The sequence below is a fragment of the Pseudomonas sp. 2995-3 genome (genome assembly GCF_002742565.1).
GTDB classification, from domain to species: domain Bacteria; phylum Pseudomonadota; class Gammaproteobacteria; order Pseudomonadales; family Pseudomonadaceae; genus Aquipseudomonas; species Aquipseudomonas edaphica.
In genome coordinates this window covers 150,583-169,865 of sequence record NZ_LJSB01000223.1, presented here as the reverse complement: position 1 = coordinate 169,865, position 19,283 = coordinate 150,583, and the positions used below count along the sequence as shown (strand labels likewise).

Here is a 19,283-nt window from a genome sequence, read left to right as displayed (position 1 = left end):
CTTAACCCTCCTTGACCAGGCCGAGATCGGTCAGCACGTTGCGGGTCGCGTTGTAGTAACGCACGTAGCCGGTGCAGCGGCATATGTGGTGGCCGAGGCTGTCCTCAATGACTTTTTCCAGCTGGCTTTTGACGATGGGCTGACGCTGCAGCTTCTCGACCAGCACGGTCGCGGCATTGACGAAACCCGGCGCGCAGTAGCTGCACTGGAAGGCGAATTCATCGACAAAACGCTGCTGGATCGGGTTCAGCTCAGTGACTTTACCCTGATCGTCGCGGGTTGCGTGGCCTTCGATGGTGCGGACTTTTTTGCCTTCGAAATAGTGTGCCCCCGTGATGCAGGTGCGCACTTCTTCGCTGGTGCCGTCCGGGTTGTCGACGATCACCACACAGGCGTGGCAAATGCCCTGGCCGCAGCCGAGGCGCGAGCCAGTGAGGTTTTTGTATTCGTGCAGGTAATCGATCATCGGCAGGTCATCAGGGATGTCCACCGGGCCGACGGATTGACCGTTGAGGGTCAGTTGAAACGGACGGTTAGCCATTGAGGGCCTCCTTGATGCGCGCAGAAGTGATGGGCAGGTCGCGGACACGTTTGCCGATGGCGTGGGCCACGGCGTTACCGATGGCGCCGACAATCGGGATCATCACCACTTCGGCAATGCCCTTGGACGGGTCGCTCGGCGACAGCGGCGCCAGGATTTCGGCCGTCTGGTTCCACACCGCAACGTGGCGGGCCATCGGCAAACGGTAACGGTTGAAATTCCAGTCCCCCTCGCCCGGCCCGCCTTCGTACAGCGGCATCTCTTCCATCAACGCATGGCCAATGCCCATGGCGATCCCGCCTTCGAGCTGCCCCTTGACCAGCTCCTCCACCAGCACCCGACCGCACTCGACCCACGAGTGATGGTTGAGCACTTGCACGTCGGCGGAGCCCTTGTTCACTTTCAATTCCACCAGCGTCGCGACCGGGCTGTAGTAAGTCACCGCCGCGTTGTTCAACTGGGTGTCCGGGTAGTGGACGTTCTGGCGATCCAGCAGGTGGAAACCGTTGCTGGTCATTTGCGCCAGTTTCGCCTTCGGCGCGCCGTCGCCGTACTTCACGGCCAGACCGTCGAGCGGCAGGCGTTCACGCACGCCGTCGATGCTGTAATCGGCCTCGGCCCAGCTCCAGCGGTTGAAGCCGTGCACGGTAGCGCCGGTCACCAGGCCTTTTTCGTGGGCATGTTTGGCCAATTGCGCAAAACTCAGCGGCTGCATGCCATTGGCGGTGAGCTTGCCGTCAACCCAATGCGCGTCTTCGCGGCGCACCACATACGGATTGGCCTGGCCGCCGTAAGGGCCTTGGCCCCAGATCTGCAACGCCGCCGGCCACAGGCCGTGGTTGAACAGCACCCGAGAGGCTTCACGGGTGGCGTGGCTGAAGTAATACGCAGAATTGGTCGCCGACGAGGCCGACGCCAGTTTGCCGACCCAACGTGGGTTGCGCAAAAAACCATCCTGCTCGGCCTGGCTCATGACGTAAGGGTTGCCGCCAGTGATCAGTTGCAACTCTTCCCATTCGGTTTCGCCGGTCTTCACTTGCGTGGCCGGAATGCCGATGAAATCCGCCACCACCAGCGCTTGCGAGGTGGACATACCGGTGCCGATTTCAATGCCGATATGGCGCAACGTCACGTGGCCTTCGGCGGTGAATTCGATGCTGGCCATCGGCGCCTCGGAGCCGGTGCCGAAGTCTTTCTGGCAGATGGCAAAACCCACGCCATACCAGTTATCCGGGTCAGCGGCTTCGCGCGTCTTTTTGATTTGGTCGCGGTTTTTCCAGACGTCGTGGGCAGCCGCTTTGTCGAGAATCTCGTGTAAGCGCAACGCCCCGGCCGGCACCGCGCCCTGGGTGTTTTTCATGCCCGAGAGCATGGCGTTTTTCTTGCGCAGGTCGATGGCGTCGATGCCCAGACGCCCGGCGATTTCGTCGACCATCATCTCGGTCGAGGCCATGCTCTGCAGGGTGCCGTAACCGCGCATCGAACCCGCTTCAACCGCGCGGGAATGGTAGGCCGTGACCTGCAAATCGTTCTGCGGCATGTAGTAGATCGACTGCGCTGCCGTGGCGCCAACCGCCGCCACCGAAGGGCTGTAGTTGATCCGCCCGCCGCCATCGACGTTCATCTCGGCGCGAAAAATCTGGAAACTGTGATCGTTCTTGTCCACCGCCAATTGGTAGCGGATGTCGAACGGGTGACGCTTGATGCCACTCTGGAACTGCTCATAGCGGTCGTTGGCCAGGCGCACCGGGACACCGGCGCCATACAACGCGGCGAGGGCTGCGTAGTAGACAAAAATGTTGTGGTCCTTGGAACCGTAACCGACGGTGTAGCCCGGGTGCATGTTCAGGTTCGCCAGGCCGAAGCGCGATGGCGCGATCATTTTTGCGGTTTCGGTGGCGGCTTCCAGCGGGCACTGAGTCGCGACGACAAAGTGCAAGGTTTTGGTGGCCGGGTCGTACCAGCCGTTGCCGTTGTCCGGCTCCATCGCCGCCGGTTCGATTGACGGGGTTTTGTAGCGCTCGTCGAACACCAGCCAGTTGTCGGGCGGCGCGTCGATTTGCTGCTGCATCCGGTCGGCGTAAAACAGCCCGCGCTCGGTCAGGTTGCCGTGCAGGTCCGGCTGGGAATTCCACACCGGGCGACGGTTTTTCAGCATGGGGAACAGGATCGAATCCTTGAGGCTGGCGAATTCATCCTCGTCCGCCGAGGTCGCACCGCCGACGCGCACGTAGCGGAAGCTGCCGTATGGGTCACGTTCGTAGTACGGCACCTGGGCGCCGTAACGGATGGCTTTGTCATTGAATTTGAGTTTGGCCTTGGCCTGACGGAAACGCTCGAAGTCGTTCCAGATCAGGATCGCCACAGGGTGACCGATGAACATCGGCACCTTGCCTTCCGGCAGCAGCGGATCCGGCGCGTGTTCTTCCGGGAAGACGATACCGTCCTTGTCCAGGTCGGCGGCGGTCACAATGCGGTCAGGCTGCAAGTCGGCACCGAGCCACGACAGATCGTAGCCGGCGTAGATGCGATCGGCCTTGGTTGTTTTCAGCAACATGGCGTGGCCCTGCTGCTGCGGCCAGCCCGGCATGTCCTTGGCGCGGATGTCGCGGGCAAAGACTTTGCTGCCGCAGACCTTGGACAAGGCGTCGTTACGCGAGCGCGCCTTGCCGTTGTTGCCCAGCCATTGCTCGGACGGCACGGTCACGCTGTTTTCCATCAAGGCAGCCAGCGCCTGGGTGCTGAGCGGTGTAAGCGTCACGCTCACACCCGCCACCAGCCCGCCCTGAAGGAACGAGCGCCGGGAGATATCACGGTTGGACATGGATCATCCTCTGGGCGGTTATGGGTCCGCCCTTTTAGTTATGTTCTGGGGGTCTCGATCCTTGCAGGAGCGCTTTCGCTGGAAACAAAAGGCTGGAGTTGACAGTGCAAAGCTGACCGAAAGGTTAACTTTATAGGTTTCTGCGCCTGCCGCAAACAATCTGTTACAAAAACCGAACAAAGAATCAACGCGTTGCCGCTTTGCTCTGAGTAAAAGCAAAGGTCGCGAAGGATCAGGGGAATGTCAGGATGGCTACACACGCAAAAGGATCGGCAAACAGGTCATGCCGACAAAACGAGCGGTGGAGTTTTCTAATTTGGGGGAGCACAAACGAAAAAGGGCTCGCATGAAAAATCATGCAAGCCCTTGATATCTATGGTGCCCGAACCCGGAATCGAACCGGGACGCCCTTACGAGCGGGGGATTTTAAGTCCCATGCGTCTACCAGTTTCGCCATTCGGGCGGTAGCGCGGTGTTGCAGGGTTGGGAATATATAGACCCCGGCGCTTGGATGCAAGGTCGAGGCGCACCTTTATCGTGCTCATCCTGAGCTGAAAAACCTTGTCAGATCAGTGATCTACGCAGCCAACCTGGCATTGCACCAAGCGGGTTGGCGGACTGTCCTGGGCCGATGCCACGGGTTAAATGCAGCACTCGTTTTCCAGAATCAGCTAAGTTGAAGACTTTGGCGACACCAAAACCAATGATCAAACAGGAATGATCGCAATGCGCACCTTTTCAATCCAACATATAGATCATGTTGTTTTACGCGTGAAAGACATCACCCGCAGCCTGGCGTTTTACACCTCGGTACTGGGCTGTGAGGTCAAAAAACGCCGTGACGACCTCGGCATGATCCACCTGAGTGCCGGGACGTCCCTGATTGACCTGGTCGATGTGAACGGGTCGATCGGCCGTGAGGGTGGGGAGCCGGCGGGCAAGCAGAGGCATAACGTCGATCACGTTTGCCTGAGGGTTGAGCCTTTTGATGAGTCCGCGATTCTCAACCACTTGGCTGAGGCGGGTGTGTTTGCGGAAAAGGCGCAGAAGCGCTATGGCGCAGACGGGACAGGCTGGTCGATTTACTTCAACGATCCAGATGACAACCGGATCGAGCTGAAGGGCCCTGCCATTTAGTCTGGTTGCTTAGAGGGCGGCGAACGATACGTTTATCGTGCGCCAGGCTTTCAGCGCACTAGTCAAAAGCGCCGTTAAGCACTTCGTAGATGATCCCGGAAGCAATTGCCACGAGGATCAAATCCGTGCCTGCCTGCTGCCATTCGTAGCCGTCGTAATGAGGCAGCCTGCCGAGTAATCGGCCGTCCAGTTTTTTTGCGATCCCTGGAGGCAGCGGCTTTCCTCGAGCGAGGTTCTTTTGTACGCCAGGTGGCAGTGATGGGCCAGGCCGCCAATAATCACGATAGCCACCCAGCACGCCTAGCACGCTGCCTCGATCAATGCTGGGAGCATATTGCGAATCGCCGCCTTTGCCCTTCTTGCCCTGCCCCCCATGGCCGTTGCCGTTGCCATGGCCTTGCCCCTTCCCGTTACCAGGATCAGCCAACGCCGTCGCCGAGCCCGCGACCAGGGCAATGCAAGTGATGACGACTACCAACGAGCGAGATTTGAACATGATCATTCACTCCAGAAGGGACTGCCCTTTTGAATATAGATCGAATTGCCGAAATCAGTAGCGCTCGCCCATTACGGAGCGCTCAAATGCAGCCCGCTCAACTTTATAAAAACGATTCTCTTGCGAACGCCCTGCGAAGGTTTTTATTGAGGTATGCGAAAGCTGCCCGCCGATTTTCTCCATCGCCCGCTGCGAGCGAATATTGTCGGCGCCGACGTGGAACCATACGGTATCGACCCACTGAAAGGCGTGCTTGAGCATCAGTTGTTTAAGCTCGCCATTGGCCCCGCCGCCCCATTTTTCACGGGCCAGAAACGTGTAACCGATGGCCACCTCACGTTGCGGCTCACTGAAGTCGTAGTAACGAGAGCTGCCCACCACCCTGTTGCTCTCAAGGTCGATCACCACCAGTACGCTGGGGGATGCCAGCGCCTGCTCGAACCATTCGCGAAACACCGGTTCCTGGTAGCGCGTGGGGCTGGGGTGCTGGGCCCAGATCAACGGGTCGCAGGCGACGCCATACAGGGCCTCGAAATCCCCGGTTTCCAGCGGGCGCAGCTCAAGTAACACACCCTTGATGGAGAGCGGTATGGGTAGCGATTGCATCACTGTACTCCAGGCGCTGACAGTGCCAGATCATCGCGCATGGGCGATGGCATTCGCAACAACCGGTGAGCCACCGTGAAGCTACACCCCCACTTCTCTGTTGCGTGCAGTGGCCACAAGGCTGGGATCAACCCTGGCCATGAGCTGGGTGAGCGTGTCGAGGTCCGGCAACGGCAATGCACTGATCAATACCTTGTCCTGACGGCACACCAGAAACGCCGGGATACCCGATTGCCTTTCATCGTAGATCATTGCGTAACGCACGTACGGGTTGTCCATGCAGAACGAAAACAGATCAAATTTCACGCCTTTCACCAGTGAAGCGGTGATGATCAGCAGGTCCAAGGGTTCGCAGTCATACTCCAGCGCGCTTAATACCTCCTCCAGCCGGTGCATCGGCGCAATCCGGTAGTAACCCAGATGGTTCAGGGCACGCTCGATCCTCAACCGGGAGAAATGCTGGTCATCTGCGATCAGAATCCTGAGTGCTTTATTTGGCATCTTTCGCATCCTCGCGATTAGTCTTACGTACTCCATCACTGATAAATAATCGTAAACGTTGCCGACGCGTTGGCCGGCCCCGGCGTGACCTTGGACTGGGTTTGCAGATAACGTGCGCGCAACGGGATTGAATAGCTGCCCTCGGTCGCTCGCAGGGCCAGGCCACTGTTTTGATTCGTCGCTAAAGGCAAGCCGATTCCGTTAGGGGTTGCGACCTGCACACCTACGCCTGTGGCGGCAGGTGCACTGCCGCCCGTTGTAGAGTCGAGGCTCAGCACGCCATTGCCGCCGTTGATCGCAGTCCGCGACGGGTCGACGCGATATTGCAGGGTGTTATTGACCACGGTGCCAGGCGTGCTGCTGCCGGAGGGTGAATTGCCGCTCTGGGAAATCCAACCGGGACCTGTGGTCCTGAAGGTACCCGTAAACGCCGGGCAATCATTTAATCGAATGGCAAAATCGACCCAGGCGCTGGCAGTGTTGACTCCCGTAAATGTCTTGGTCTGATGTGTACCCATAGGGACGTTCACATCCGGCGTGCTGCAGGTGCGCGAGACAATCTGGATAGTGCCGGAGATACCCATTTTGAAGCCCAGCATTCTGGCGTCGCCAAAACTGCCAAATAGGCTCACGGTCGGCAACGTATTACCCACCAATACACCCGGTGCCACATCGCCCAGTTTGATTAATATCAATTCAAAATTGGAAGGTCCGTCAAACGGGACCAGGCACCGCCAGCCCGGCGTACACGAGGTCCAAATTTTGCTCGTTGCCCTTGGCAGAGGGCCGCCCGTGCTAGTGAAGGCGACCCCTAGTCCTTGAATGCTGGTTCTGTAGACTTTGTTGGCATACACCCCGCTGGTGACGTTGGCCAGGCCATAGCCCGAATCAACCGTAAACTCGGTCGACTGTTCATATGGGGCATACAGGCACTCCAGCTTTACCGCCTGGCCCGCGGCCATGCTGAACTTCTGTCGATAAACTTCGGCGCCTACCGGCACATCGCGCCCGACGGTGATCGCCGATATTTGCAACGGCATGGAGCCATTCGCTGGCTGGATGCCATTCATGTAGGTGCAGGTTACCGCCATGGCCGTGTTGGCTGCAGCCCACAACGCCATAACTGCCAATCCCGAGTTGATCAAAGCCCTGATGTTCATAACGGTACCTTTTGCATAGTGTTGGGCCGCACGCGGTCAGCGACCTGTTTGCCTGCCGCACACACGGCGTCCAGCTGCTGCAACTGCTGGCCCTCGCCCGGGCCCGGTGGAATGACCAACGCACACTGCTGGTGCGCTTTGCTGCCCCAATTGATCAGCAACTGGCGGGTGTCCGGCTTGATGCGTGCGTAGAGCTGACCGCCCTGCCCGACCACGCCCACCGTGGCGCCTTCGCCGTCCGTTACGCCGGCACCGAACGGCAAACTGTTGCCATCGTCCAGGCGCACATTGAGCAGTACTGCCCGCCCCTGGTTGGTGGTGTATTTGAGGTGCACTACGGCGCCGGCACGCGGCGCGACCTGCTGGCTGGTTTCGTTGAATTCAACGTCCAGGGAACTGCCGATCGGGTCGATGGCGACCTCGTTCAATTCATAGGGGCGCAAATACGGCACCACGGCGTTACCGCTTGCATCAAGCCTCAGACCTGGATAGCCCGACACCTTGGCACCCTGCGCACCCGGCGCGCTGATCACCGCCATGGTCTCGCCACGATAAGGCGTCATGGTCATACCGTCGGCATGGGCCACCAGCGTGCCGCTGGCACCCACGGAAGCACTGGTGTAGCCGTCGCCACGCCCCAGTGCGGCACTGAGCATCGCCCTGGCACCGGTGTACTGCCCGTTGAGCGCTACACTTTTGCTATTGCTGCCACCGTCATGCCCGAAGGTTGCGCCGTAGCCGTACTGGCGATCGTCGCCCGCGGTGCCGCTGATGCCGGCCTGCTCGCTGTAGTTGCCGCGCGTGTCACGGCCAACCTGCGCCGTCATCTGTGGGCCATAACCAGATCCACCAAACTCCAGGGGCATGCTCATGGTCAGCAGGAAGCTGTTCTCCATATCGCCCAGGCCCATGCGGCTGCGATTGGCGTTCACGCTGAAACTCACGCGATTGAATTGCTTGCTGTAGCTGAACTGGTACTGCACATCACTGCCCGGCTGGTTCCAGTAATTCTGCGCATAGCCGCTAAGAGTCACTTGGCCCCAAGGCCCCAACGTCTGGTCTGCGGTGATGGACAGGCGGCTGCGCGGACGTCCGAACATACGGGTGTCCCAACCATTTTTCTCGGCATCCACCAGTTGCACGGCATTGCTGAAATCCAGGTAGTCACCGGTAGAAAAACGGTAAGCCGCCACCGAGAAGTTGCTGCCGGTACTGAGTACATTCTTGCTATAGGACACACGCATGCTCTGCCCTTTGGCCGTCCCGGCAGCCAGCTCGGTCTGTGCGTGAGTCACGTCCACCGCCATGGCGCCGATGGGCGTGCCAAACGCCAGGCCCGTGAGCAGCGCCGTGTAGTGGTCGCTCGACTGCAGGCCACCGAAGCCTGTGAACGTGTTGTTCAGGCCATATTGCAGCGTGCCTTGCAGCACGCGTGCCTGTTGGTCGACAAAGTTGTTGCGGGTTTCACCGGCGGTGAAGCTGAACCGCGAGGTACCGGGGCGCAACAACTGGCTGACCGAGGCATAGGGCACGATAAAGTTTTGCTCGGTGCCGTCTGCCTCGGCAACGCTCACGTTAAGGTCTCCGCCGTAGCCGGTGGAGTACAGGTCATCGATCACGAAAGCACCCGGCGCTACGGTAGTTTCCAGCAGGACGTTGCCGGCCTGGCGAATGGTCACGCGGGCGTTGGTGCGGGCAATGCCACGGATGACCGGGGCATAACCGCGCATGGAATCAGGCAGCATGCGGTCATCGCTGGCCAACTGCACGCCGCGAAAGGACAAGGTGTCGAAGATCTCGCCACTGGTGTTGGACTCCCCCACCGTCAACTGGCTTTTCAGCGCCGTCACATCACGTTGGGCGTAGGTGTCCAGAGCCTGGTACTTGTTGCCCTGGCGCGACTGCCAGCTCATCGACGCGTTGTGGCGCAGGCGCCAGTCACCCAGATTAAGGCCCGCATTAAGGCCCATGAACGCCGAGTCATAGTCGCCCGTGCGGGTGCGATTACGGTTGGCGTTGAAGGTGTAACTGAGCATGCTGGCGGTCACACCGCGGTCCCATAGCTCAGGGCTGACGTAACCCCGGGAATTACGCTTCAAGGCGGCCTGAGGAATGCTGAGGTCGAGCGCCTGGTTCTCCGGTGAAAAACTCGCACTGGCACCTTGGATCAAACTGCCCAAAGACACGCAGCCTGTGGTGTCCAGCGGTTCGGACAGCTTGGACATGTCCACGCCCTGACGTTCAAGCAAGCCATGGTCCATGCACACCACCGGTTTGCTGCCGTCGGGCTGGGCCTCAATGCGAATGTCCTGGCGGCTGTTCAACTGGCCGTTGAGCAACACATCGGCGCGGTATTGCCCCGGCGTCACCGGGTTGCCGGTCTGGTATTTACCCAGGTCGAGGTTACGCGAGTCCTCAGGCAGGAATGCGTCGTTGAACTGCACCTCTTGCGCCAATGCGCCCTGTATTCCCCATGCACCAGGCGCGATGGCCAGCACCTTGAGCACCAAGGCTGTAAGCGGATTCAAGGCAAAGCGAGGCTGCGCCCGCAGGGCAAGCCTGGAGCTGGAAGAGGTTTGCATAATTAACTCGCGTGTAAAGACGTCAGGAGTTGATCAAGGCTTGAGTGCTTTCCGAGTCGGGATCAGCGCGCCGTAATCGTTGATGGCGTTGAACTCCACTTGGGCATCGGCGGCAGGCCGAGTCTTGAGAGTCGGCAGCGGGAACTGTCGGGTTTCACCCGGAGCGACCATGCCGTCCTCACTGCGAGCACGTACTGAGCCCGACACCAGTTCCAGTTCAACCAGCGATACGTAAAAGGCCGACGGGTTGAACGCCTGCAAAGCCAGGCCCAAGCCATCACGGCTGGAAACCACTTGCCATTGCACCTGTTCAATCGCTTCAGTGGCGGTTCCGGGCAACTCGGTGGGGCGATAGAACAGCTTGATCCGCGAGCGAAATGCCATTTGAAGGGTGTTAAGGTCCTCACCCGCCTCGGGCTTGGGCGGAATTTCCAGTACGTTCAGCCAGAACACCGACTCCTTGTCCGAGGCCAACGCCGCCCCCGTGAACAATACCCGCAGGCTTTGGCCTTTGGCCGGGTCGATACGTGCCACCGGCGGCGAAAGCAGAAACGGTGCCTTGGAACTAGTGGGCGTGGACTCGACACTGCCAGTATCGATCCAGGCTTGCATCAGTGCAGGCTGCGTGCCGTTGTTATTGAGTTTGACGGTGACTTCCTTCTGGCCAGCCGGGTAGATCACCCGCGTGCCGGTAATCACCACGCCCGCAATGGCTTGGGCGCTTGCCAGGGCCAGAAGGCTTGCCAGCAGCAACTGTTTGAGTGGAAGTTTGCAAGGCATGACAGTGTCCCATCGCCGCCAGAAAACACGCCCTTTTATCGACCACACAGGGCGTGTGTTCATTGGCGAGCGACTTACTGATAATTAATGGAGTACGTCACGTTACTGATAACGGTGCCCGGCGTAGTTGCGGCCTGGGCGTAGTACTGGACGGCGTAAGGCAGGTCGGCACTCAGTGTTGTTGTATCGATGCTGATACGGCTGGTAGACGCCACTTGCCCGGTGTCACCGGCTTTGATGGCTTTACCATTTGAGGCGTCAACCAATTGCAGTTGCGCCTTGGTGGCGGTGCCGCTCAAGTTCTTCAAGTTGCCGCTGGCCGGGTCCACCGAGCCACCTGCTTCAAAGAACGCAGAGGCGGTTTTAAGCGCCGCAGAGCACTTGCTCAGTTGAATGCTGAACCCGGTCTGGCCCGCCACTTGGCCCTGTGCAGCCAGCGAAGCGGTCGAAATCGTCGGCAGCGTGACGGTGCTGCCTGCTGAGCCTGCCGCGCCATTGACTGCGACTTGGCAAGTTTCGGCTTTCAGTTCACCGTTGAAGTTGATAGTACCGTCCGACGCCATGGCGGCGGAGGTGGCAGTGGCGGCGACCAGTACAGCGAGGACGCGGGCTTTGTAATCCATGAGTAACTCCAAGAGCGCAAGATGCTGAGTAGAGAGTGAGTTCCCTGTTGCAGGAGAACTGCTGTGTTGTTGCGGAGTTAAGTGTAAGGAAGTCACCGAACTGTCCAAATAGGACTGCTCCGAAAAAGCAACTAAGCCCCGCAGATTTTAATTAATTAACTTGGCGATGGCCGCGCAAAAAAAATTCAATCTACCGAGGAGGGTTTTTATTCTGCAGACAACTTTATGGTCAATAGGAGTGCTCCTAAAAACAACGCCGTCACCCCAATAATTCAAGGGCAACACTCAAGCGCTTAATGCTGCCCACTGTTCAACCATACGGCTGAGATGACCGGCAATAACGACAGTTGGCCAGGCTGTTTTATCCTGCAAGGCCGCATCGATCAGGTCAGCCGTGGTCGCGATGTCTATCCACCCCGCCACTAGCGCGGCAGCCTGCAGGTTATGCGCGGCGAGCAACGCCAGGCTGCGATCACGCAGGGCTGCCGCCTCAAGCAAGCCGCCAAGCTGTTTGCGCAGTATTTCAGGCCCGGAGGTACTCGGCGCCGATGGGGGTTGCAGCAGGTTGACCTCGCACCACAGTTCAATGGTTTCGCGTAGAAGGCCCTCGCCAATGGGTTTGCTCAGCGCGCCATCCATACCCGCTTCAAAGCAGCATTCCAGCATGTCATTGCCGGTGAGCTGTGAGACCGCGATGATCGGGCAGTGTGTACGCTGTCGCTGGCTCTGCACCTGCCTGAATTCACCGGCCAGTTTATAGCCAGCGCCTGCTGGCAGGTCGCAGTCAATAAGTATCAAATCAACCTGGTGTGCATTGAAAAACCTTAAACCCTGGTTGGCATCGTCCATTGGTAAGGGATGGCAACCTAACGCGCGCAGCTGCGTCACCAGCCCTTGCTGGTCGACATTGGTGCCCCCCACCACCAACACCGTCAAGCCCACAGGTTCGTCGGGCGAAGGCATCACCTGCACGGGTGAATCAAGCGGCGCAGCCCATTCAACCGGCAACCTCACACCCACGCGGGTGCCTTTGCCCTGGAGGCTGCTGAGCGTCAACTCGCCCCCCATCAACTGCACTAACCGCTGGCAGATCACCAACCCCAGCCCGTTACTGCCACTGGCACGCGCGGATGAACTCAGCAATGAGGCGTGTGCCTGGTCGGACAACCCGATCCCATTGTCGATGACCTCAATCATCAGGTGGTGATCGCCCTCAAGCACCTGAAGCCGAATCTCTACATGGCCCCTGCCGGAGAACTTGATGGCATTGACGATCAGATTGCGCAAGACCTGCGCCACGCGCAGTTCATCCAGCAATAACGGGGCGTGCAGGTGCTCACCCGTTACCGTCAGTTCAAGGCCTTTTGCCTCGGCAGACGCGCGCTGGCTGTCCACCACACGCTGGACCAGCACACCCAGGTCCACGGCTTCCACATTCAGCGTCAATTGCCCGGCCTCCATCCTGGAGATATCCAGCACATCGTCCACCAACCGCAACAGGGTATTGGCGCCGTTGTTCGCAAGGGCCGCAAAGTGATGTTGCTGTTCGTCAAGTGCGGTGTGCTCCAGCAACTCAACAGCGGCCAGTATCGCGTTCATGGGCGAACGGACTTCGTGGCTCATAACCGCCAGGAACATCGCCTTCTCCCGTTCGTTATGGATGGCGCGCCGGCGTTGCACGCGGCTTTGCCACACCAGCGTGATGAGTATCAGCACGCTGCTGAGCAGCAACCACAACTCACTTTTGTAGTGATCAAGGATGGCCTTGATGGGCGGGATATCGAGGTTCATGTCCGCGAACCAGGCATCGTAGATCGCCTGGCGCTCATCGCCCGAAATGGACCCCAGTACCTTCTGCAGAATCGATAGCAAAATCACGTCGTTGTCGCGCACCGCCATGCTTACCCCAGTACGCTGCTCGGGCACCACACCGGAAACCTGCAGCACGCCCTGGTACTGGCGAGACAGATACGGGATCAGCAACCACTCCGAAGCAATGGCGGCGTCCGCATCGCCGTCCTTGACCATTGCCATCATGTCGATCGCGTTCTGGGCCGAAATGATCGTGATGCCCGGCGCCCGCTCACGCAAAAACGCCGAATAGCCTTCACGCCCCAGCATCACCAGGCGTTTGCCGGCGAGCTGGCCCAGTTCGGCAAACGGCTGATCGTCAAAACGGCTGATAAGGATGGTCGAGCTGGTGTTGTAAGGCGCGGTATAGAGGACGCCGCGATCTTCAGCAGGGTCGTCCGACCGGCGCCGGGTGGACAAGATATCCACCTCGCCACTGAGCAGCATGTCTTTGCGCGCACTGCGTGAGGTAGTCGGCACAGACTTGAAACGCAGCCCCGTACGCCGTGCGATCAAGTCCAGGTACTTGGCCGACAGCCCTCGCAGTTCGCCACCGCTGATGTACTCAAAGGGCAACAGGTTATCGAACACCCCCACACGCAATACCGGGTGGGCTGCAATCCAATCGAGTTCCTGTGGTGTCAACGCCAACGCCGGCGCGTTGGCTTGGGCAACACACAGACCAATCTGGCCCATCAGCGCCAACACCGCCAACAAGCGCCACATCAAGGCAGCATCCGGTGCGAACGAGTGGCAGGCAGTGCATCAACCTGCCGATCGCCGCCCAGGTCACGCCATTGCTGGAGCAGCAACCGCAAAGCCTGTGCATATGCCGGGTCATCCCATCCCGACTGCGCGCGCAGCAGGTTCTGCAGGTTTTCGGCAGCCTGACCCATCGCCGACCATTCCATGATCAGCGCTGCGCCGTGCAAACGGTGGGTCACGTGCAGAGCGGATGATCGATCACACAGCGCAAGCGCTTTGGTCAGGCTGCCCAGGTCAGCGGCCACTTCGCGATTGATCCCGGCCTGGTCCAGCACAGGGGCCATCAGGTTTAACCGAGGGTCTGCCAGTGTGACGTCGCACCAACGCTCAATCACCCCGCGCAATGGCTCCAGGCGAATAGGCTTGCTCAACACCGCGTCCATTCCCGCCGCCAGGCAGCGCTGAAGATGTTGCTCACCGGTCAAGGCAGAGATGGCAATGATCGGGCAACGCAGTCGGCCCACCTGCTGTTCGAATCCGCGCAGTTCGCGGGTCAGGCTGTAGCCATCCTGGTCCGGCAGGTCACAGTCCATCAGGACCAGGTCGTAACGGGTGTGCACAAACAAGGCGCGGGCTTGGGCGGCATCGCCGGCTATCACCGGCAGGCTGCCGAAGCTTTTGATTTGCGCGCCCAACACCTGCTGGTTCGCCCGGGTGTCCTCCACCACAAGGATCTGCAATGCTTTGCCAGCGTTTGCCGTTAATAGCGCCTCTGCCGGTTGCGATGCAAGAGGTTGCGGGGCGTTTATCACGGGCAAGCAGATCGTCACCGTGGTGCCCGCGCCCGGCGCGCTCTTGAGCGTCAACGTCCCGTGCATCAAGTTGACCAACTGCTGGCAGATCACCAGCCCCAAGCCTGAGCCGCCCGCGCGTTTGTATGACTGGCTATGCTGCGCGTAGGGTCGAAACAACGACGCCTGAACCGCCGCCGAAATGCCGATGCCGGTGTCGCGGACCTCGATCTGCAAGCGGCCGTTGCTCGCGTCCAGGCCAACCTGGCGCACGTCGATATCAATACTGCCCGCATCGGTAAACTTGATCGCATTCGAGAGCAGGTTATGCAGGATTTGCGTCAGGCGCGCACTGTCGAGCATCAACAGGGGCAACGCCTCTTGGATATGCGCATTGAGCTCCAGGCGTTTTTCCCTGGCCCGCAGGCGATGCAGCCCGACGACTGCCTGCACCAACGCTGTCACATCGGTCGACTCGACCTTCAGGCGTTTCGGCTTGACCTGCGACCCGGAGGTTTCAAGCACATCGTCCAGCAAATGCAGCATCGCGTCGGCGCCACTATTTGCCAGCTGGGCAAAGTGGCGTTGTTGCTGATTGAGGCGTGTGTGCCCCAGTAACTCCATCGCCGCCAGCACTGCGTTCATGGGCGAACGTATTTGATGGTTCATGACCGCCAGGAACATGGATTTTTCTTGTTCATTGCGCAACGCCCGCCGGCGCAACCGATGACCGCGATAGACCAGCGCGCAAAGGCTGGCCAACGCCAACACGCCGAGGATGAACACATGCGCATAATGATTGACGATGTTTGACAGGGACGGCACGTCCACTTCCAGGTCGTGATACCAATTCTCATAGATATCATTGCGCTGCTCCGCCGTTATGGAGCCCAGTACCTTTTCAAGTATGGAGCGCAACATGAGGTCATCAGCGCGCACGGCCATGCTCACATCCAGCATCTGGCTGCCGACCACGCCGGAAACTTCCAGCACGCCCTGGAATTGTCGATACAGGTAAGGCATTAAAAAGGTTTCCGAGGCCACTACCGCATCGGCCTTGCCCTCCTTCACCATGGTCAGCATCTGCAGGGCCGAGGTGCTTCTGATCAGATGGGACTTGGTCGCCTTGTCCCGGAATATCGTCTCGTAATATTCCACATCGGGAATCATCACGTTTTTGCCCTGTAGTTGTTCAAGGTCGAAGACACCCGGGCTGTCGACACGCGTGACGATGATGGGCGAGGTGGTGTGGTAAACCAGCGCAACAATGCCCTTGGTTGCAGGCTCAGAGCGAAAGCGCAAGTATGAGGACAGCAGGTCCACCTGCCCTGCCAGCAGCATGTTTTCGCGTGCGGCCATTGTATTTCCGGGCACGTAGCTGAAACGAAGGCCCGTAGCGGCCGTCACGAACTGCAAATACTGCATGGACCGCCCGCGCAGTTCTCCACCGTTCATGTACTCGAACGGAATCAAGCCCTCCACCACCCCGACGCGCAACACCGGCTGCAGTGCTATCCACTGCAGTTGCTCGTCGCTCAGCGCGACGGCAGCCGCACAGACGAGCGGCGAGCCCAGCACAATCAGCGCCAATAGCACTGCCCTCCACAACCCGATTGTCATGGCGTGCCGATAAGTTTATTCAACTTGAACAGCTCATTGTTCGAGGTGACCCCAAGCTTGCGAAACGCCGCGGTTTTCTGGGTGCTGATGGTTTTGATGCTGCGGTTGAATTTCTCGGCAATCTCACTCACCGTCATGCCCGCCAGGTAACAGCGAATGACTTCCTGCTCACGGCTGGTCAACTCTGCCTGGACCAACGCGTCAGGCGCATCGCCACGGCCTTGGCCAGTATCGCTGGTCACCGTCTCCGCCAGGCGGTAGGTCATGTCGGTACTCAGGTACACCGCACCCGCCGCCACCTTGCGGATGGCCTTGACCAACTGCGCCATTTCTTCACCCTTGCCGACAAAGCCACGGGCACCGACACGCATGGCCAGGCTGACCGTCGCCGGGTCGTGATGCGTGGACAAAACAAGGATATGACAGCTGGGAAATTTGACCCGCAAGGCGCGGATCAGTGAGACCCCGTCCAGCTCGTCAGGGTTCAGGGAGAAGTCCAGCAGCAGCAGGTCTGCTGGCGCCGAGGCGAGGCCGGCGATCAGGTCGCGGCTGCGCGCATAAATGCCAACCACTTCAAAGTTCGCCTCGGCCGCCAACGTGGCGGCTAGCCCGTGTCGAACAACTGCGTGATCATCCAGCAAAGCAATACGTATTGGTTTCATCGTGATCGACCCACTCGGCACAACGCTGTCGGAATACGGGGATACCCCACCGCTACAACGTTCAACCCGTCTTTGAGTATAAGCAAGGATCGGTAAATCACACCCCGCTCGTTGCTGGGTGTCGGAAACCAGGATCAAATACCATCAATAATGTGTTTGATCCTGAACAACTCATTGTTCGATACCACGCCCAACTTGCGAAACGCCGAGGCTTTTTGTGAGCTGATGGTCTTGATGCTGCGATTGAATTTTTCGGCGATATCGGTAATGGTCATACCCGTCAAGTAACACCGAATCACGTCCTGTTCACGCGCGGAAAGGCTGACAAAACGCAAGGCTTCATCGCGGTTCTGATCGTCACCGATATGGTTCACCGCCGTCGCTTCGGCTACCCGGTAGGCCATGTCCGGGCTCAGGTAGACCTCCCCGGATGCCACCAACCGAACCGCACTGATCAACTGGTTGATATCTTCACCCTTGCCAAGAAACCCGCGCGCGCCGACACGCAGGGCCAGGATCACGGTGGCGGCATCGTGGTGCGTGGAGAACATCAGAATGCGGCATTGCGGGTACTTCACTCGCAACGCACGAATCAACAAGATGCCGTCCAGTTCACTGGGCCCGAGCACGAAATCCAGCAACAGCACATCGGCGGGCAGCAACGCGAGCCCAGCCATCGCTTCACGGCTGCGGGCGTAGACACCCACCACTTCAAAATCAGGTTCCTGCTGCAATCGATTGATTAACCCGTGCCGCACGATTGCATGATCATCGAGCAAAGCAATTCTTAAGCATTTCATAACGTGGAAGGCACTCTTTATAACGAGCAAAAGGATGAGGCCTGCAACATTCTCATCTTTAGTAAGTTCTCGTCATCGCAGACGAACCTATAAAATCAACGGCATCCGTGATATTGAACAATCGCACATAACACACATAACAACAGCCAAACCAACTCAGCAACCGATAGTTCTTAAACAGTGAGCGGATGCGAAAGTTAATGCACGGGCACTCATTCGGGTATCAGATCACTCCTAAAAGCGCTCAGCACCAGCACTATTTTCCCGCTGAATAACAAAGTTCAAGAAATCGTCCATTTCCATTGGGCGAGCCAACGCGTAACCCTGCCCCACTCGGCAACCCAAACGATAGAGCAACGCAATCGTCGACTCGTCTTCGATGCCCTCAGCCACCAAATTCAAACTGAGCAGTCGCGCCCAATTGACAATACCGGCAATGACTTTGCGTGAAGACGAGTGCTGTTCAACCCCACGCACAAACGATCCGTCGATTTTCATCTCATCAAACGACAGGTTCGCCAACAGGTTCAACGTAGCAGCGCCCGTGCCGAAGTCGTCCATCGATACCTGGAACCCCTTGGCCCGAATCGCCGTCAACGAGGCGGATAGGTAGAGCTCATCCGGTTCGGGTACATCTTCAGTAAGCTCGATTTTCAGCAGCCGGTTCGGCAGGCCGGCCTGGCGCATCCGCGCGGCCAGGCGCTCGGAGAAATCGGGGGTGCAAATGGTTTTAGCCGACGCGTTTACAGCAATGGGAATCCCGATATGTTCGCGTTTGAGCGCGAGCATGGCCTTGATCGTCCACATCTCCACCAGGCTGAACAGCAGCAGGTCCAGGCCCAAGCGGTTGACCAAGGGCATCAATACCGAAGGGGGGATTTCCCCAAATCGTGGATGCTTCCAACGCACCAGCGCTTCGGCCCCCACGATACGCCGGCTCAGCAGCTCAAATTGCGGTTGGAACACAAAACGCAAGCCCTCGCCTGTGGTCAGCGCGTTGATCACCTCATCTTCGGCCAAGTCATCAAAAGTGTTCATATTCAGCCTTGCATCCGGCTGCGCGCGCGTCAGCACGACCGCGCGCAAGGCGTCGCCCAGCGCCAGGGTTGCGCCTTCGCGCAGGATTTGCACGGAGACCCCCGCCGTTCGCGCCAACCGCGCATGGGACTCCAGCGCACTGACCGCAACCCCGCCCATGTACTTGATCCAGAGCGGGCTTGCAGGCGTTTTACGGGTCACGTCGACCTCGCCCGCGGGCGCGTCCAAGGCCGTCTCTCCGGTCCAGAAGATGCAGGGCAACCGGGCCAGTGTGCCTGCTTCGTGCAGCCCCCTGAGCAGGCTCGGCAACATCAGCCCATCACCGCACTCTGGGCGAATTTCGCAGACAATGACGTCGATCGGGGACTCGCGCAGCCAAGCCTCAACGGCGCTCAAGGTGCCAATATTGGCAATCGGAGTTACCCCCATGCTGCTCAAGGCGAAGGCGAGCCGATGCGCACAGGCAGCATCGGATGCCAACGTGACGACACGTAGCGCGCTGAACTCGTTGGGCACGACGGCATTTTGGATCATGACAAAAATTTCCCGAGATTGTTTCAGGAAAA

15 protein-coding genes and 1 tRNA gene are annotated in these 19,283 nt (G+C 59.0%); 1 reads left to right on the top strand and 15 read right to left on the bottom strand.

What is annotated here, in order from left to right; translation table 11 throughout:
• Window position 1: 1 nt before the first annotated feature.
• The 3 genes from AOA62_RS21750 to AOA62_RS21740 all read right to left on the bottom strand — a co-directional run bounded on the left by AOA62_RS21750 (window position 2) and on the right by AOA62_RS21740 (window position 3,828).
• Complete coding sequence (locus tag AOA62_RS21750; RefSeq protein WP_017138848.1) at window positions 2–541, bottom strand: (2Fe-2S)-binding protein; 540 nt, start codon at window positions 539–541, stop codon at window positions 2–4.
• Window positions 534–3,365 carry a xanthine dehydrogenase family protein molybdopterin-binding subunit gene (locus AOA62_RS21745; protein ID WP_099549711.1) on the bottom strand — a complete coding sequence of 944 codons (2,832 nt, stop codon included), beginning with the start codon at window positions 3,363–3,365 and terminating at the stop codon, window positions 534–536. Before AOA62_RS21745 ends, AOA62_RS21750 begins: the two co-directional genes overlap by 8 nt.
• Before the next feature lie 376 nt (window positions 3,366–3,741).
• Window positions 3,742–3,828: transfer RNA gene (locus AOA62_RS21740), tRNA-Leu, on the bottom strand.
• A 263-nt stretch (window positions 3,829–4,091) separates the two neighbouring features.
• Here AOA62_RS21740 and AOA62_RS21735 point away from each other — a divergent pair.
• Entirely contained in the window at window positions 4,092–4,502 is a 411-nt protein-coding gene (locus tag AOA62_RS21735; protein WP_017138850.1) for a VOC family protein, read from the top strand.
• A gap of 58 nt (window positions 4,503–4,560) precedes the next feature.
• Here the strand turns inward: AOA62_RS21735 and AOA62_RS21730 are convergent, their stop codons facing one another.
• From AOA62_RS21730 to AOA62_RS21675, 12 genes are all read right to left on the bottom strand, one after another.
• Window positions 4,561–4,998: an anti-virulence regulator CigR family protein gene (locus tag AOA62_RS21730; protein ID WP_099549898.1), complete on the bottom strand. Its 438-nt coding sequence runs from the start codon at window positions 4,996–4,998 to the stop codon at window positions 4,561–4,563.
• Between the two features lie 54 nt (window positions 4,999–5,052).
• Window positions 5,053–5,604, bottom strand: a complete 552-nt coding sequence (locus AOA62_RS21725; protein WP_099549710.1) for a GNAT family N-acetyltransferase — start codon at window positions 5,602–5,604, stop codon at window positions 5,053–5,055.
• An 81-nt stretch (window positions 5,605–5,685) separates the two neighbouring features.
• Entirely contained in the window at window positions 5,686–6,105 is a 420-nt protein-coding gene (locus AOA62_RS21720) for a chemotaxis protein CheY (protein ID WP_099549709.1), read from the bottom strand.
• Between the two features lie 35 nt (window positions 6,106–6,140).
• On the bottom strand, window positions 6,141–7,265 hold the full coding sequence (locus tag AOA62_RS21715) for a fimbrial protein (protein WP_099549708.1): 1,125 nt from the start codon (window positions 7,263–7,265) through the stop codon (window positions 6,141–6,143).
• Entirely contained in the window at window positions 7,262–9,847 is a 2,586-nt protein-coding gene (locus AOA62_RS21710) for a fimbria/pilus outer membrane usher protein (RefSeq protein WP_236448066.1), read from the bottom strand. The genes AOA62_RS21715 and AOA62_RS21710 overlap by 4 nt, the downstream gene beginning before the upstream one ends.
• A gap of 33 nt (window positions 9,848–9,880) precedes the next feature.
• The gene (locus AOA62_RS21705; protein WP_017138855.1) at window positions 9,881–10,627 is read right to left on the bottom strand and encodes a molecular chaperone; all 747 of its coding nucleotides are present in this window, start codon (window positions 10,625–10,627) and stop codon (window positions 9,881–9,883) included.
• Window positions 10,628–10,701: 74 nt separating this feature from the next.
• A complete protein-coding gene (locus tag AOA62_RS21700; protein ID WP_017138856.1) occupies window positions 10,702–11,250 on the bottom strand; it encodes a fimbrial protein in 549 nt (182 codons plus the stop codon).
• 285 nt (window positions 11,251–11,535) lie between these two features.
• Window positions 11,536–13,827 (bottom strand): transporter substrate-binding domain-containing protein, encoded by a 2,292-nt coding sequence (locus tag AOA62_RS21695; protein WP_099549706.1) that lies wholly within the window; start codon window positions 13,825–13,827, stop codon window positions 11,536–11,538.
• Window positions 13,827–16,193, bottom strand: a complete 2,367-nt coding sequence (locus AOA62_RS21690) for an ATP-binding protein (protein WP_256592464.1) — start codon at window positions 16,191–16,193, stop codon at window positions 13,827–13,829. The genes AOA62_RS21695 and AOA62_RS21690 overlap by 1 nt, the downstream gene beginning before the upstream one ends.
• A gap of 20 nt (window positions 16,194–16,213) precedes the next feature.
• Window positions 16,214–16,879 carry a response regulator transcription factor gene (locus AOA62_RS21685; protein ID WP_017138859.1) on the bottom strand — a complete coding sequence of 222 codons (666 nt, stop codon included), beginning with the start codon at window positions 16,877–16,879 and terminating at the stop codon, window positions 16,214–16,216.
• A 134-nt stretch (window positions 16,880–17,013) separates the two neighbouring features.
• Window positions 17,014–17,679 (bottom strand): response regulator transcription factor, encoded by a 666-nt coding sequence (locus tag AOA62_RS21680; RefSeq protein WP_017138860.1) that lies wholly within the window; start codon window positions 17,677–17,679, stop codon window positions 17,014–17,016.
• Between the two features lie 234 nt (window positions 17,680–17,913).
• Entirely contained in the window at window positions 17,914–19,251 is a 1,338-nt protein-coding gene (locus tag AOA62_RS21675) for an EAL domain-containing protein (RefSeq protein ID WP_099549704.1), read from the bottom strand.
• Between the last annotated feature and the right edge of the window lie 32 nt (window positions 19,252–19,283).